Annotated in this window: 13 protein-coding genes; 8 read left to right on the top strand and 5 right to left on the bottom strand. The window is 38.9% G+C overall.

Features of this window, described 5'->3' with window-relative positions; all coding sequences use genetic code 11:
- Positions 1 to 6: 6 nt before the first annotated feature.
- The 4 genes from I8T81_RS11420 to I8T81_RS11405 form a co-directional block, all read right to left on the bottom strand.
- Positions 7 to 1,425, bottom strand: coding sequence for an aminotransferase-like domain-containing protein (locus I8T81_RS11420; protein WP_198071204.1), 1,419 nt, complete (start codon positions 1,423 to 1,425; stop codon positions 7 to 9).
- Between the two features lie 94 nt (positions 1,426 to 1,519).
- Positions 1,520 to 1,654 carry a hypothetical protein gene (locus I8T81_RS11415; protein ID WP_000749813.1) on the bottom strand — a complete coding sequence of 45 codons (135 nt, stop codon included), beginning with the start codon at positions 1,652 to 1,654 and terminating at the stop codon, positions 1,520 to 1,522.
- 14 nt (positions 1,655 to 1,668) lie between these two features.
- A complete protein-coding gene (cydB, locus tag I8T81_RS11410) occupies positions 1,669 to 2,676 on the bottom strand; it encodes a cytochrome d ubiquinol oxidase subunit II (protein WP_019458891.1) in 1,008 nt (335 codons plus the stop codon).
- Positions 2,669 to 4,114, bottom strand: a complete 1,446-nt coding sequence (locus tag I8T81_RS11405) for a cytochrome ubiquinol oxidase subunit I (RefSeq protein WP_151761741.1) — start codon at positions 4,112 to 4,114, stop codon at positions 2,669 to 2,671. Before I8T81_RS11405 ends, cydB begins: the two co-directional genes overlap by 8 nt.
- A 653-nt stretch (positions 4,115 to 4,767) precedes the next feature.
- Here I8T81_RS11405 and I8T81_RS11400 point away from each other — a divergent pair.
- The 4 genes from I8T81_RS11400 (at position 4,768) to I8T81_RS11385 (ending at position 10,233) form a co-directional block, all read left to right on the top strand.
- A complete protein-coding gene (locus I8T81_RS11400; protein WP_198071203.1) occupies positions 4,768 to 5,586 on the top strand; it encodes a hypothetical protein in 819 nt (272 codons plus the stop codon).
- 118 nt (positions 5,587 to 5,704) lie between these two features.
- The gene (locus I8T81_RS11395) at positions 5,705 to 7,000 is read left to right on the top strand and encodes an acyl-CoA dehydrogenase family protein (RefSeq protein WP_198071202.1); all 1,296 of its coding nucleotides are present in this window, start codon (positions 5,705 to 5,707) and stop codon (positions 6,998 to 7,000) included.
- A gap of 177 nt (positions 7,001 to 7,177) precedes the next feature.
- Positions 7,178 to 8,569: an LLM class flavin-dependent oxidoreductase gene (locus I8T81_RS11390; protein ID WP_198071201.1), complete on the top strand. Its 1,392-nt coding sequence runs from the start codon at positions 7,178 to 7,180 to the stop codon at positions 8,567 to 8,569.
- Positions 8,570 to 8,766: 197 nt separating this feature from the next.
- On the top strand, positions 8,767 to 10,233 hold the full coding sequence (locus tag I8T81_RS11385) for an MFS transporter (protein WP_198071200.1): 1,467 nt from the start codon (positions 8,767 to 8,769) through the stop codon (positions 10,231 to 10,233).
- 61 nt (positions 10,234 to 10,294) lie between these two features.
- On the opposite strand, the gene I8T81_RS11380 is transcribed toward I8T81_RS11385, so the two are convergent.
- Positions 10,295 to 11,479, bottom strand: coding sequence for a hypothetical protein (locus I8T81_RS11380; protein WP_198071199.1), 1,185 nt, complete (start codon positions 11,477 to 11,479; stop codon positions 10,295 to 10,297).
- A gap of 443 nt (positions 11,480 to 11,922) precedes the next feature.
- Between I8T81_RS11380 and tauA the strand changes: the two genes are divergently transcribed.
- The 4 genes from tauA to tauD are packed head-to-tail and all read left to right on the top strand — an operon-like array spanning position 11,923 to position 15,523.
- Complete coding sequence (gene tauA / locus I8T81_RS11375) at positions 11,923 to 12,963, top strand: taurine ABC transporter substrate-binding protein (protein WP_198072772.1); 1,041 nt, start codon at positions 11,923 to 11,925, stop codon at positions 12,961 to 12,963.
- Between the two features lie 9 nt (positions 12,964 to 12,972).
- Positions 12,973 to 13,767: a taurine ABC transporter ATP-binding protein gene (locus I8T81_RS11370; protein ID WP_198071198.1), complete on the top strand. Its 795-nt coding sequence runs from the start codon at positions 12,973 to 12,975 to the stop codon at positions 13,765 to 13,767.
- A complete protein-coding gene (gene tauC / locus I8T81_RS11365; protein WP_174723655.1) occupies positions 13,764 to 14,633 on the top strand; it encodes a taurine ABC transporter permease TauC in 870 nt (289 codons plus the stop codon). The genes I8T81_RS11370 and tauC overlap by 4 nt, the downstream gene beginning before the upstream one ends.
- An 8-nt stretch (positions 14,634 to 14,641) precedes the next feature.
- On the top strand, positions 14,642 to 15,523 hold the full coding sequence (gene tauD, locus I8T81_RS11360) for a taurine dioxygenase (RefSeq protein ID WP_198071197.1): 882 nt from the start codon (positions 14,642 to 14,644) through the stop codon (positions 15,521 to 15,523).
- The last annotated feature ends 25 nt before the right edge of the window (positions 15,524 to 15,548 follow it).

The following is a 15,548-nucleotide window of genomic DNA, read 5'->3' as shown; positions in this document are numbered from 1 at the left end:
ACCTTCTTATAAACCTGCTTCAACTCTTTTTTGAATGGTTTTAATCACTTGATCTAATGCGCTTTGAATTTTAGTGTTCCATTCAAAAGAACAGTTGATTCGCAAATAATGCTGCTGTGCAGGTAAAACACTAAACAGAGGACTTGGCGCAATGCCAATGTCTTGCTGAATCAACTCTTCATAAACTTGCATACTGTCTAGCGTACTGGGAAGTTTGACCCATAAAAAATAACCACTTGGGTAATAATACACTTCGCAAGAGCTAGGTAGATGTTGCTTTAAATAGTGATAAAACTGCTTTTTATAGCGCTCAAGCGAAAGTCTAAGTGTACGCAAGTGCTTTTCATAATGATGATGAGATAAAAACTCAACCAAAGCATTTTGAATGAGGGCATTTACTGAAATGGTACTCATAAGCTGTAAGTGTTGGATATGGTCTGAAAATTTACCTGCATAGACCCAACCGACCCGAAAACCTGCACCTAATGTTTTAGAAAAAGAAGAGCAATGAAGCACCAGATTTTGTTGGTCAAAATACTTCATTGAAAGTGGTTTTTGGCCGCCATAAAAAAGCTCTTCATAGACATCATCTTCAATCAAATAAATTTGATGCTCATGAAGTAGTTTGGCAATTTTATATTTAATGTCATCACTAACAGTAAAACCAATCGGGTTCTGGGCATTCAGCATGAGCCAACATACCTTGATAGGATATGTTTGAATAACTTGTTCAAAGGCTTCTAAGTCAAAACCATGCTGAGGATGTTCAGGAATGGTAATCACTTTAAGCCCTAAACGCTCGGCAGCTTGCCAAGCGCCGTAAAATACGGTTTGTTGCAATAGAATATAGTCGCCTGGTTTAGCGACTGCTTGTAATGAAAGATTAAGCGCGTCCAAACCTCCAGATGTAATGACAATGTCATCTGGGTCAGTTTGTATCCCTTGCATACAATAGCGCTGAGCAATCAGTTTTCTTAAGGCTAAATTACCGGGAGGTAGACTTGCTGTTTGATCATAGCTTTGTCTTTGACGCGCAAGTTGCCCCATGATTTGAATAAGTTTGGGTGCAGCTAAAAGCTGACTATCTGGAAAAGCTGAACCAAAAGGCACAACAGATTCATGTTGAATCGATTTAAGATATTTAAAAACTAATGAGTTAATTTCGATTTTAGAATTGAGCGAAACGACCGAATATTGCTCCAGTGGCTTTAGTGCAATTTGCTCTGCAACAAAATATCCAGATTTTTCTTTTGAATAAATCAGACCTTGTGATTCAAGCTCCTGATAAGCATTCATTACAGTCATTAGACTAAAGCCAGAGCGTTGTACCTGATCTCTTAACGAAGGTAATTTTTCATGTGCATTTAAAGTACCGCTCTCAATGAGTTGGCGAATGCTATGGGCGAGTTGTTCTGATTTATACATGTATGAGCTGCACGAAATAAAAAAAAGATGCACTGAATCAATAATAAATGCCGTTTGCAGAATCTACAAACGGCATTTGTTTAGAAAGATAGATTTACTTTAAGTAAGGGGCTGCATAAATCAATATCACTTTAAACAATCCCGCAATTACAGCTAAGGCTAAGAAACCACCAAGCCATAACAGAATAAACCATTGGGTTTGATTAAGTTTAACGGATGACTTTTTCATAAAACCCTCCATACTTAATGATAGCCTTCGTCACCTACACGAACTTTGTCTCTAAATACCCAATAAGACACAATGGTGTAAGCAATAATGATTGGAATCAAAATAAGTGCACCAACCAAAGCAAACATTTGGCTAGAATGAGGCGCTGCAGCCTGCCAGATGGTGACTGATGGCGGAATAATATAGGGCCATAAACTAATCACAAAACCAGTAAATGCAAGGAAAACGAGGGCCAATGTATATGCAAATGGTTTGAGGTCGTGATTCTGCTTTTTACATGCCGATAAAATTAGGCCAACAAACAATAAGACCAAAATAGGTACAGGACTAAAATAGAAGAGATTTGGTAAAGAGAACCAGCGATCTGCAATTTCAGGATGAGTCAAAGGCGTATATAAACTTACAGCGCCAAAAATAATGAGTAGTGCAATAATTAGCTTAGGCATAAGCTCATACATACGTTGCTGTAAGCCTTTTTCAGTTTTTAAGATGAGCCAGCCACAACCCAAAGTTGCATACATAGCAACTACACCAATACCTGTAAAGATCGTAAATGGTGATAACCAATCAAGAGATCCACCAGCATAAATACCATTTTCGGTTTTGATCCCTTGAATATAAGCACCCAAAATAATCCCTTGAAGGAAGCTCGTTAAAACCGAACCCCAAATAAAAGCCAAGTCCCAAAGGTGTTTGGTGCGATGAGCTTTAAAACGGAATTCAAAAGCAACCCCACGGAAAATCAAGGCAATTACCATGAAGATAATAGGCAGGTATAGTGCTGATAAAACTGTTGAATAGACCAGTGGAAATGCTGCATATAGACCAGCACCTCCGAGTACCATCCACGTTTCGTTACCATCCCAGACAGGGGCGACGGTATTCATCATGACATCACGTTCTTGGCTGTTCTTAATGAAGGGGAACATGATCCCGATTCCTAAGTCAAAACCATCCATGACCACATAAATCATGACACCTAAACCGATAATACCGACCCATATTAAAGAAAGATCAATCATGACGGTTCTCCCCAGATTTTTGGTTGCTGTCAATATTTTCATCAACTGCACTGAGTGGGCGCATTGGTGTTTTAAAGTGTCCAACACCACCAGATTCGATATTTGGTGTATCGATAAATGATGGGCCTTTATTAATCAGTTTTAAGGTGTAGTAAATACCGCTACCAAAAACGATGGTATACACCACTACAAAAATAAAGAGACTGAGGCCAACTTGATCTGCCGACACCGTATGAGATAAGCCATCTTTGGTTCGCATAATGCCATATACGACCCACGGTTGACGGCCTACTTCAGTGGTTACCCAGCCTGCAAGTAATGCAACATAACCTGCTGGGCCCATTAGTAAAGCAAATTTGTGGAACCATGATGTTTCATAAAGCTTTCCGCTTTTACGCAGCCAAAGGGCAATCAGTGATAACGTAACCATAAGGACACCAAGGCCCACCATCACACGGAAGCTCCAGAAAATAATGGTCGAGTTTGGACGATCTTCAGGTGCGAAATCTTTTAAACCAGTGACTTGACCATCTAAACTGTGAGTCAAAATTAAGCTACCCAAATATGGAACCCCCACTTCAAAGTGGTTACGTTCTTCTTTCATATCTGGAATAGCAAATAGCAATAATGGCATAGGTTCATTGTGATTGGTTTCCCAGTGACCTTCCATCGCTGCAAGTTTGGCAGGTTGATGTTCACGGGTGTTTAAACCATGGTTATCGCCAATTACTACTTGTAAACATGAAGTCACAAGCACCATCCATAAACCCATCGAGAACGATTTTTTTACCAATTCATCGCGACGGCCTTTTACTAAATGCCATGCAGATGTTCCTACGACCAATAAAGATGAAACCAAGAAGGCAGCAGCACCCATATGGGCAAAGCGGTAAGGGAACGATGGGTTAAAAACAATAGCTAGCCAGTCTTTTGGCACAATAATGCCATTTTCGATCGCAAAACCTTGCGGGGTTTGCATCCAGCTATTGGAAGATAAAATCCAGAACATGGAAATACATGTTCCGATAGCAACCATAAGTGTGGCAAAGAAATGGGCTTTAGGACCAACACGTCCCCAGCCAAACAACATAATGCCTAAGAAACCTGCTTCTAAGAAGAAGGCACTCAAGACTTCATAGGTAAGTAAAGGACCAGTAATACTTCCGGCGACTCGTGAAAATTCACTCCAGTTGGTACCAAACTGGTAGCTCATTACGACACCGGAAACAACTCCCATACCAAACGCAACGGCAAAGATCTTAATCCAATACTTAAATAGATCTTTATAAATTGGGTTTTGCGTTCTTAACCATTTCCACTCTAAAACTGCCAAAAAGCAGGCAAGTCCGATGGATGTGGCCGGAAAAATAATATGGAAGGATACTGTGAAAGCAAATTGTATTCGCGCTAATTCTAGAGCGGTTAGACCGAGGCTCATAAACTTTCCCCCTGTGAACTAGCTGATGATGATTGAATGAGTTAAATACTTATTTTCAGGCAAAAAAGTACTCTGGCGATTAAACTTACTTCTGTGATAAATGTTCTTAGCAAGTAAAATGCCAACAGGGTAAAGCAATATAATTGCTTGATATTTCAGTAGAATAGGGCGATTGATTGTTTTCAATCTGTTAGCAAAGTTTATGGTTGATGTTGCATTTGTAAAAATGCATGTTGCATTGAAACATTGATGAAATATCTGGTGATATGCAATAGATCGTCTCATGAAAACTACCTACCTTAAGAAGTTTTCTTAATCATGCACTCGCTCTATTTGTATATGTAGATACAGAAATTTTTTATAAAACTATAACAGTTAAGTGCTGTTTCGAGGGGGTGCTATAGTTTTTTTTCGATCATCTGTAGCTATATATTCAGTCCTCTAAAGTTCACAATAAAAATGAACAGGATTTACCGTCGACCTAAACCAACCTTCAAGACTCAATGTGAACGCTGCTTTAGATTTTTTTAAGCACATGATTATGTTCTTCTTTTCTATTTCCATTGTTGTTTTGTGTAGGGTCCGGTTGCTGCGTGTTTCTTAAAGGCCTGAGTGTAAGTGTAGCGCTTCTAAAATAGCTTGGATGTTAAAAAATGTTTATTACTTCTCAACTCAATGTTCTACATAAAATTATTAAAAATCAGTCTATTTCTACCTTGGTAATAGATCAGTTAGAACAGACTTATGTGAACCTTGAAGCAACCTTGCTTAGAGCGAAAGTACTCAGAGACTTCTCTAAAACTCAAACGGTATATTTAATTCAGTCACATATTGAGCCACAGCAAAGCAGTTTGGCTTATCTGTTCTCGCCATTTATTTTTGCGAACCTAAACAAAGCTGCTATTTATACAACACCAGCAACACCACCTCTGCTTACTATTCTTAATAAATACTATCAAGCTGACAAGAAGGTCGTGTTTAAGGTAGATGAGGTTTTAGAGAGCCTAAAAATATATCTAGATTTGGAATTAACAGAGATGGGAGAAGCTGACTTTATTTATTTAAAATTAATCAAAGCATTGTGTAGAAGTGATATCTCTACAATTTTTTTAATCACCCATTTAGAGCTGGATTTAGACGCTTTAGAACAACTTGAACAGTTCTTAAAAATAAAAATTCATTGGGTCAAAGTTGTAAAAGATGAGGGTCTAAAAGGTGTAGATCAGCTAGATATGCGTAAATTATTATTTAAAAATAAAGATGAAGCATATGTACAGTTATGTGCTCATTTTGCGCAAATGAATGCAGCACTGGTCGGGTTATGCAATACCTTTACTGCTAGTCAAATGACGCACTTAATTGATGATATGTTTTATTCAGAGCATATTTTCGAAAAACTTTCTGTCTATTCAGAATATATGCAAACCTTATTGCAAAGTCAGCATAGTCTTACCAAGAAAGAGATCGCTTAGGGCAGTCAGGCTTTTGATTGGTGTTATATCAAGATTGAATACTGTTATAAAAAAATAATCGTTTTCATGTGAAATAAATATTTTATGGTAAAAGCAAAGCAATATTGGTTTTACTTACATGACAAATTTAAATTTTGAGCATCATCTCGGTTCCTTAACACACGCTGCACTAAGTCAGGCCTCAATTATTTCTCGGGTGTGGGGTGAAGGACCAACTGAACGTTATGATGAATTGGCAAAAAATTTCAGACCAACTTTTGCCCGTATTAAAGAAGGGGCTTTAATCCGTGAGCAGCAGCATATTTTGCCTTATGAACAACTTCAGTGGCTCAAAGATATTGGTTTTACACGGCTAAGACTTCCCAAAGCTCATGGTGGCTTTGATGCAACCATTCCTGAACTATTTGGATTGCTCATTGAACTTGCAGAAGCCGATTCAAACTTACCCCAAGCTTTACGTGTGCATTTTGGTTTTACTGAAGATGTCTTGGTAAGTAAAGATAAGTCGTTTCAACAGCGTTGGCTTAACCGAATTTCCAATGGCGAAACAGTGGGTAGTGCATGGTCTGAAGTCGGGAAAGAGTCAATCGATCAGTTTGAAACACATTTGTATCGAGACAGTGACGGAAAAATTCGTGTTAAAGGCAAAAAATATTACACCACAGGCAGTCTGTATGCAGACTGGGTGGATGTTGGTGTAACAGATCTAAAGGGTGAGTCTGGCTCGGTCGTTGTTCGTCGTGAAGATGAAGGTGTTGAAATTGTCGATGACTGGAATGGCTTTGGACAACAGCTTACTGCAAGTGGTACGGCATATTTCCATGATGTATTGGTCGATGAAGCTGAAATTTTACCTGATGATGACCGTTTTAAGTATTCGGCGGCTTATTATCAACTGGTCCAACTGGCAATCATTACAGGTCTAGGGCGTGCTGCAACCTATGATGTTTCTCAAGCTGTTGCTAAACGGACCCGAAACTACACGCATGCAAATGCTCAATTTGTAAAGCAAGATCCGCAAATTTTACAAGTAGTAGGTCAAATCCGTGGCGCGGCTTACAGTGCAGGGGCGATTGTGGAAAAAGTCGCACAAAGCTTACAACGTGCTTACTTAGCTGCATTTCAAAATAATGAGCAGCTTGAAGAAGAGCAAAATGCACTTGCTGAGCTTGAAAGTGCACAGTCTCAAACGGTTATTACCGATTTGATTTTAAATGCTTCTACGATTTTATTTGACGCTTTAGGTGCTTCCGCAACAGACAAAGATTTAGGCCTAGATCGATACTGGCGTAATGTACGAACTTTATCTTCACATAACCCGAGAGTATTTAAAAACCGAATTGTCGGTGATTTTAGTGTAAACGGCACATTACCACCGTATCAATGGCGAATAGGGAATGTTGCTAAACAATAAATTATAGTTTTAGATATTAAGCTGCTATTTTTGGCGGCTTAATATTATTTTTATTTCTTAAAATAAATTATAAAAATCTATTAGAATAAAATCATATTTTGTTTGGGGTATATATTATAAAGAAAATATAAAAATTGCTTTAGTATAAAAATTAAATAAAATGCTGGCTGATATTTTATGACTAAGAGAATTAGTTTTAATGCTTTTGAAATGAATTGTATTGCCCATCAATCTCCTGGATTATGGCGACATCCTCAAGACCGATCTGTTGAATATAAAGATTTAGAATATTGGACAGATTTAGCTCAAATTCTTGAGCGTGGTTTTTTTGACGGTATTTTTATTGCAGATGTACTTGGCATTTACGACGTTTATCATCAAAGTGCTGAACATGCCTTAACAGGTGCGGTACAAGTTCCAGTCAATGATCCGCTACAGATTGTGCCAGCGATGGCGGCAGTCACAAAGCACTTGGGTTTTGGTGTCACAACTTCGATTTCCTTTGAGCATCCTTATCCTTTTGCTAGACGTATTAGCACGCTAGACCATTTAACCAAAGGGCGAGTTGGTTGGAATATCGTGACGTCTTATTTGGAAAGTGGTTCAAAAAACTTGGGTCTAAAAACTCAGGTTAATCATGACAATCGTTATGATATTGCTGATGAATATTTAGAAGTCCTTTATAAACTTTGGGAAGGGTCTTGGGAAGAAGGTTCGGTACTTCGTGACCGTGAAAGCGGTATCTTTGTTGACCACAAAAAAGTGCATCCAATTCAGCACGAAGGTAAATACTTTACTGTACCGGGTATCCATATTTGTGAGCCATCACCGCAGCGAACACCAGTACTTTATCAAGCGGGGGCATCTTCACGTGGGCAGAAGTTTGCGAGTCAAAATGCCGAGTGTGTATTCATAGCAGCGCCGTCTAAAATTGCCACTAAAAAAGTGGTACAGGGCATTCGCCAGAAATTGGCCCAAGAAGGCCGCGATCCGTACTCAGTTAAAATTTATGCACTTTTGTCAATTGTCACTGATGAAACCGATGCAAAAGCACAGGCTAAGTTTAAAGAATATCAAAGCTATGGAAGCTACGATGGCGCTTTAACATTGCTGTCTGGTTGGTCTGGAGTTGATTTTTCACAATACCAGCCAACGGACAAAGTTGAATATATTCAAACTAACGCGATTCAATCTTTATTAGATTCTTATGTAAATGCAGATCCAGAGCGTGTTTGGACCATTGAAGAAATTGCAAATTGGAACAGCTTAGGTGGTAATGGACCTGTGTTAGTGGGTTCGGCAGAAACCGTTTCGGATGCTTTACAGCAATGGGTTGAAGATACCGATGTCGATGGCTTTAACTTGGCCTATATTTTGGCGCATCAAACCTTTGCTGATGTGGTTGAGTTTATTGTGCCAGAGTTGCAAAAACGTGGGGTATATCAAACCTCATATGCACAAGGAACATTAAGAGAAAAATTATTTGGTGCCGGGCCATATTTGCCTGAAAATCACCGCGGTGCAAAATATCGTAATCTAAAAGAATTAAAACTTGCTGAGGCGAGTTAATATTTTGCAAAGCCTTTAAAATAAATGGCTGGTTAAATACCAGCTTTTATTTTTTCTTTTTTTATATCGGTTTTACTGCTGAGTTAATAATGAAAAGATAATTCTATAATTTAGATTAAAAAATCAGATTAATTTGTTTTTGTATTATGTGAATAATCATTATTTTGTTTCTGTTATTAAAATTCAGGAATTATTAAGTGAGCACACAAGAACTCGATCATAACCATCGTTATGAAATTAAATCTCCCGATGATGTTTCACAATTAATTTCCAAATTTGCAGGGAAGGGGAAGTCAAATAAAGTCATTTGGTTGGCACTGATTGGTGTGTTTATTGATGCCTATGATTTAACAACACTGTCCTTTGGTATTGAGCAAGTTATCTCAGAGTTTTCTTTAAGCCCTGTGATGACTGGGGTGGTGGCTTCAGCAATTGTCTGCGGAACCATTGTGGGTAATCTGATTGGTGGTTGGCTGACAGATAAAATTGGCCGTTATCGGGTCTTCATGGCGGACATGGTGCTTTTCGTCATTGCGGCAATTGTTGCTGGTTTTGCACCAAATGTTTGGGTGTTGATTTTAGCCCGATTTATTATGGGGATTAGTGTTGGTATTGATTTGCCTGTCGCAATGTCATACTTATCTGAGTTTTCCAAATTTAACGGTAGTAGCAATAAGGCGGCTCGTTTAGCAGCATGGTGCCCAATGTGGTATGCCGCTTCTTCGGTATGTTTTGGTCTAGTTCTGGCGCTTTATTTTCTTTTACCGCCTGAGCATAGCAACTGGTTATGGCGAGCATCTTTAATTTTTGGAGCAGTGCCTGCGCTACTCATTATTTTCATTCGTGGTAAATATTTAACTGAATCACCAATCTGGCTTGCCAACCAAGGTGATTTAAAAGGGGCAGCTAAAGTTCTACAAGAGTCTTATGCGATTCATGCAGTCGCCACAGTCGAAAAATTAGAAAGAACTGCTGAAAAGAAAAAGCGCGAGGGTTTTGCAGTTTTATTTAATAAAACCTATTTGCCAAGAACGATTGTGGCCATTGTGATTCACATTTCGGTGGCATTTCAGTACACCACCATTGCTTTCTTTTTACCTTCTATTTTAACGCGTTTCTTTCATACCGATGTTTTGACGACCATTACTACAACACTCGGACTCAATTTGCTGTTTGCATTTACGGGCGGGTTGTTAGGCGTATTTGTTGCTAGCAGATTTAAATCTCGTCATGTGTTGCTCACAGGCTTTTTACTCCAGTTTATAGCACTCATTGCACTGGCATTCATTGGTGAACCCGGTAATAGCTTTTTACTCTACACCGCAATTGGCATGCTCGGTTTATGGCTTTTTGCCGAAGGCTTTGGGCCTGGGGCACAAATGATGGTTTATCCAACCATGGCTTATCCAGCTTCGATTCGTGGCGTTGGAGTTGGCTTTAACCGTGCAGTAACTGGTGTTGCTCAAGCAATTGCTTTGTTTGTTTTACCGATCTGGATGGCGGGATATAAAACTGATGTTTACCTGATTATTTCTATCTTTGCATTTATTCCTTTAATTGTGATTGGGCTACTGATTAAGTTTGAGCCTACCGCCCAAGATGTCGATGTGATTGATGAAGATAAAACAGAACTTCCTCTCAATAATTCACCAGTAATCGACTAGCGTAAAATTAGATATCTAAATGAAAACAAAGGCCAACATCTGTTGGCCTTTCTATTAAAAATTAGAAGTAATAAGCAAAAATCACAAACGCTTTTTTATTCCATTTATCATTGCTTCCACCAGCTGCAAGGCCTTCACTGTCTCCTAGATATGGATCATGTTTACCCATCAGTAACTCGGCTTGTACTGTCAATTTTTGATAGTTAAAGGCAATGCCGGGAATAAAACGGGTGGAGTCTTTAAAACCATCTTGCTCTTTTCGATAAGAACTATAGTTTAGGTAGGGGCGAACAGAGGTAATTGGGCCAAATTGCTGAGGGAACAAATAGCTGAGTTCGGCTGAATAAATCTGACCTTTAGTTGCCGAGTTAAATGAATAATCGAAACCACCTAAAGTCAGGTGGTCTTTATATTGATTGTCGGCATTATCAATGTCTTGATAACCAGCCAAAAGCTGTAAATTCCATTGGTTATAATTGGTGTTGCTAAAAACCGAATAGACTTGGCGATTCCCATTTTGCCCTGAGCGTTTGTTTTCAATGGTGGAATACCATGCAGAAGCACCCAGTTGGGTAGAGAAATTTTCTTGGCCTAAGACATTTTTAAAGGTATGAGCACCACGAACAACAATGGAGTTCTTTTCTTTGGTATTGGTGCCTTCTGGTACAGAGTCATCTGCATTGACAGGATTGATACTAAATCGACTCGAGTCTTTGCTTTTACCTCTATAGGTGCCACCATCGGTAGGATAAAAGGCAAATTGTGCCTCATTGATTCCATCATTGAAATCATATTTCACGCCAAGGTTGTGTACATCTTCCCAGCTCGCACTATTGGCAATGCCTAAATAATAAGTATTTCCCCAAAAGCGACCCAAGCCAAAAGGAACGGGGTTTAAGCCAGCAATAATTTTACTATTGTCATTAATTTTATAACCCAACCATGCATCGGTGAGCCAATTTGCATCACCTAAACGCCCGTAATATTCATAAACCCGATAATCTAAGCGGCCAATCCATTTCGGGGAGTTGTAATCTAGCCATAATACGGCGTCATTAAAAGAAAATTTACTTGTAGAAGGTTCAGAGTCAAAATCATAAACATATTTAGCCCGAACAGTACCACTCACTTTAAGTTGGCCTTCTTCAGCATTACCAAAGGTAAGCGCTGCATGGCTTGAAAGACTAAAGGTAATTAAAGACATTGTAATTAATGTTTTTTTCAAAAATTGAGAATGTTTAAACAAAAGAATTTTTCTCCTCTTAAAAATAAAAAATTAAACTTGCGTCATGTATAAACCAGAAAAAGATTTGTCTAAATCTCAATATTTGCAGAGGTTTTAAGATAAAAAGATAATAAAATCTGATCTTTATAAAAAATGGCGAAAATTGATTAGACGTAAGACATCTAATGCGATAGACCAAAAGAAAAAAATGATTAAAGGTGAGTAGGATAAAATACTAGAGAGCTTATGTCAGGCTTTTCCAATCATATGATTTGGGAATAACGTTTTTAATTATTGATATATAAGTATTTTAATTTTGTATCTATTCTATAAGATTACTTAAAATTTGCTTTTTACCAAAAGATAAAAACTTATGAAGAAAAGTTATTTATAAAAAGTAGATAAGCAACTCATATTTTTTTATTTTTCATTATAAAGCCGGCTGCATACCATAGGCTTATATTATTGAAGATCATGAAATTATGAGCACGAAGACCAAACCGCTGATTGTCACGGCAATTGTGATCGTTGCAATTGTTGCATTTATCGTATGGCAAAATAAAAAAGACAATAATACAAGTGCTTCAGTTCGTGACAACAAACCTGTCGTGATTGCCTATCAAACTGGGGTGGACCCAAGTAAAGTTGCACAGGCAAACGGAGATTATGAAAAACAAAGTCAACGTAACATTCAATGGAAAAAATTTGATGCAGGCTCAGACGTTGTCAATGCACTTGCTTCAGGCGATGTCGTACTTGGCAATATTGGTTCAAGCCCACTTGCTGCTGCGGCAAGCCGTGATTTACCGATTGAAGTATTCTTAATTACATCAAAACTTGGTGCGTCTGAAGCGCTAGTAGTAAGTAATAAATCAGGCATTAAAACTCCTCAAGATTTAATTGGCAAAACCATTGCTGTACCGTTTGTTTCAACCACGCATTACAGCCTTTTGTCGGCACTTAAACATTGGAACATTCCAGAAGATAAAGTAAAAATTATTAACTTGCGTCCACCTGAAATTTCAGCTGCTTGGGAACGTGGTGATATTGATGCTGCCTATGTGTGGGAACCTGCTTTAAGTAAAGCCAAAGCATCTGGTACGGTTTTAACTGACTCAAAACAAGTAGGTGAATGGGGCGCTCCAACTTATGACTTATGGGTTGTGCGTAAAGATTTTGCAGAGAAAAATCCTGATTTCTTAAAAGCTTTTGTCCAAACTACGCTTGAGCAGCTTGAAAAATATAATCAAGATCCAGCCGCTTACGTTAAAGATGCCGATAACGTGCAAAAAATTGCGCAGCTTACAGGTTCTGATCCAAAAGATATCCCACTTTTATTAGGTGGAAATATTTACCTTGACCACGCTCAGCAAAAACAAACGTTAGATGGTGAATTTGCACAAAATATTTTTGATACAGCGAAGTTCTTAAAAGGTCAGGGCAAGGTCGATCAACTTAAAGCCGATTATAAAGGCAATGTGAATTCTTCATTTTTGCAGCCTTAAGGAGTTGTCATGAGTGTACTAGAAGCCAAAAATATTCATCTGACTTTTCCTAAACAGCAAAAGCCAGTTTTACAAGACATTAACCTAACGATTGAAGAAGGTTCTTTAACCGTGATTTTGGGTGAGTCAGGTTGTGGCAAAACAACTTTGCTTAATATCTTGGCAGGGTTTCAAAAACCGAGTTCAGGTGATGTGCTTGTAAATCATGAAGTAGTAAATGGACCAGATGTAACTCGCGCTGTCGTGTTTCAGGATCATGCACTCCTTCCTTGGTTGAATGTTGCAGATAATGTTGGCTTCGCTTTGCAGTTAAAAGGTTTAAAGCGCGCGGATATCGAAGCACAAGTGAACGCAATTTTAAAAATTGTAGGTTTAAGTCACGTTGAAAAAGCCAATATTTGGGAACTTTCCGGTGGTATGAAACAACGTGTTGGTATTGCTAGAGCTTTGATTAGTCACGCGCCGTTTATTTTATTAGATGAACCTTTTGCCGCATTAGATGCTTTTACACGTGAAAACATGCAGCAGTTAGTGCTCGATTTATGGATTCAACAAAATAAAAGTTTCTTTTTAATTACTCATGACATTGAAGAAGCATTATTGCTCAGCAATCAGTTAGTTCTGATGACAGCGCATCCAGGCAAAATTGTAGAAACTCTACATCTTGATTTTGCTAATCGATATCGTCAGGGCGAGTCTATTCGTTCAATTAAGTCGGACCCACAATTTATTCAGCTCAGAGAGCAGCTATTTGAAAGTTTAAGGGCACAAAAACAAAGCGGTAAGGAGGCGTTACCTACATGAACACTAAAGATAACGTCTATGAGTATGACAAAGCAGAGCTAAAACTTAAGCCAGATGTGCAAACAGAAAATGCTTCATTTCTATCGTCATTTTTTGAGAAGCATCGCACTTTGGCAGTTAGCATAATTAGTGTGGGAAGTGTGGTTGCACTCTGGTTCCTCATTACTGCTTTGCATGTCGTACCTGAACTGTTTTTACCGAGTCCACAGGCAGTCTGGCAAAAATTTATATCGGTCAGCCAAGAAGGCTTTATGAAAGCAACTTTGTGGCAACACTTGGCAGCCAGTATCTCTCGTGTGTTTTTAGCTTTGATTGCTGCCGTAGTGATTGGAGTTCCGCTAGGCTTATGGATGGGGCTGAACAAATGGGTCCGCGCTGTTTTAGATCCTTTGGTTGAATTATTACGTCCAATTCCACCGTTAGCTTATTTGCCGTTACTTGTTATTTGGTTCGGTATTGGCGAAACCACAAAAGTACTTTTGATTTTCTTCTCTATTTTGGCGCCTGTCATCATTAGTAGTGCGCATGGTGTGTTAAGCCATCAACTTAATCGTGAGCGTGCGGCATTGTCGCTAGGGGCAAGTCATTCACAAGTCTTTTGGCATGTCATTTTACCAACAGCTTTACCTCATATTATTACTGGTATTCGTATTGGTCTTGGGGTGGGCTGGTCAACATTAGTTGCAGCAGAATTGGTTGCAGCAGATCGTGGTATTGGTTTTATGGTGCAATCGGCAGCGCAGTTCTTAATTACCGATACGGTGATTCTAGGCATTATTGTGATTGCGATTGTCGCAGTTAGTTTTGAGCTGTTTTTACGTTGGTTACAAAAACAGTTTTCTCCTTGGTATGGTCAGCAGTTGTAGTAAAGAAGATGAATACAGTAGTAGCAAACTTAAATATTGAAGTGATCAAGCCTACCATTGGCGCAATTATTCACGATATCGATTTGAATGCGTTAAATGAAAAGACAACGCAACAAATCCAGCAGGCTTTGCTTGATCATCAGGTCATTTTTTTTCGAAAGCAACAATTAGCACCGCAAGCACAAGCAGACTTGGCACGCAGTTTTGGCAGCTTACATGTGCACCCGATTTATCCTTCAATTGAAGATGTACCTGAGGTGATGGTGCTCGATAGCTGGAAACAAGATTTGCGTGACAATGAACTTTGGCACACAGATGTGACTTTTAGTAAAACTCCACCTTTGGGTTGTGTGTTGCAAGCCATTAAAATTCCACCTGTAGGCGGTGACACGTTGTGGTCGAGCAATACAGCAGCTTTTAAAGGGCTTCCGCTTAAGTTGCAGCAAAAATTGCGTGGCTTAACTGCAACACACGATATTCGTAAGTCTTTTCCGCTGGAGCGTTTTGCTCATAATGAAGAAGAGCGTGAAAAGCTTTTACAAACCTTTAAGCGTAACCCGCCAGTGGTTCACCCAGTGGTGCGTACTCATCCGGTTACAGGTGAGCCTTTGTTGTTCGTAAGTGAAGGCTTTACCACTCGCATTAATGAGTTACCTGAACAAGAAAGTGAGCAATTACTTAATTTCTTGTTTGAACATGCGACCCAAGAGCAGTTTCATTTGCGTTGGAAGTGGCAAGACGGTGACGTCGCGATTTGGGATAACCGTTGTACGCAGCATAAAGCATTATTTGATTATGGCGATGCTCATCGCATCATGCACCGTGCAACTATTAACGGTGATGTGCCATTTTATAAAAATGAACAACAGCCAGAGTTAGCAGAGGCTTAATTCTTTTAATTATTCTTTGTTTCAA

This window comes from Acinetobacter seifertii, assembly GCF_016064815.1.
Lineage (GTDB): Bacteria > Pseudomonadota > Gammaproteobacteria > Pseudomonadales > Moraxellaceae > Acinetobacter > Acinetobacter seifertii.
The sequence above is the reverse complement of the archived record's forward strand: the minus strand, read 5'-3'. Positions and strand labels throughout refer to the sequence as shown.

Coding starts and splice junctions, on each gene's coding strand:
- I8T81_RS11420 (WP_198071204.1), bottom strand. CDS start 1,425: ATGTATAAATCAGAACAACTCGCCCATAGCATTCGCCAACTCATTGAG.
- I8T81_RS11415 (WP_000749813.1), bottom strand. CDS start 1,654: ATGAAAAAGTCATCCGTTAAACTTAATCAAACCCAATGGTTTATTCTG.
- cydB (WP_019458891.1), bottom strand. CDS start 2,676: ATGATTGATCTTTCTTTAATATGGGTCGGTATTATCGGTTTAGGTGTC.
- I8T81_RS11405 (WP_151761741.1), bottom strand. CDS start 4,114: ATGAGCCTCGGTCTAACCGCTCTAGAATTAGCGCGAATACAATTTGCT.
- I8T81_RS11400 (WP_198071203.1), top strand. CDS start 4,768: ATGTTTATTACTTCTCAACTCAATGTTCTACATAAAATTATTAAAAAT.
- I8T81_RS11395 (WP_198071202.1), top strand. CDS start 5,705: ATGACAAATTTAAATTTTGAGCATCATCTCGGTTCCTTAACACACGCT.
- I8T81_RS11390 (WP_198071201.1), top strand. CDS start 7,178: ATGACTAAGAGAATTAGTTTTAATGCTTTTGAAATGAATTGTATTGCC.
- I8T81_RS11370 (WP_198071198.1), top strand. CDS start 12,973: ATGAGTGTACTAGAAGCCAAAAATATTCATCTGACTTTTCCTAAACAG.
- tauC (WP_174723655.1), top strand. CDS start 13,764: ATGAACACTAAAGATAACGTCTATGAGTATGACAAAGCAGAGCTAAAA.
- tauD (WP_198071197.1), top strand. CDS start 14,642: ATGAATACAGTAGTAGCAAACTTAAATATTGAAGTGATCAAGCCTACC.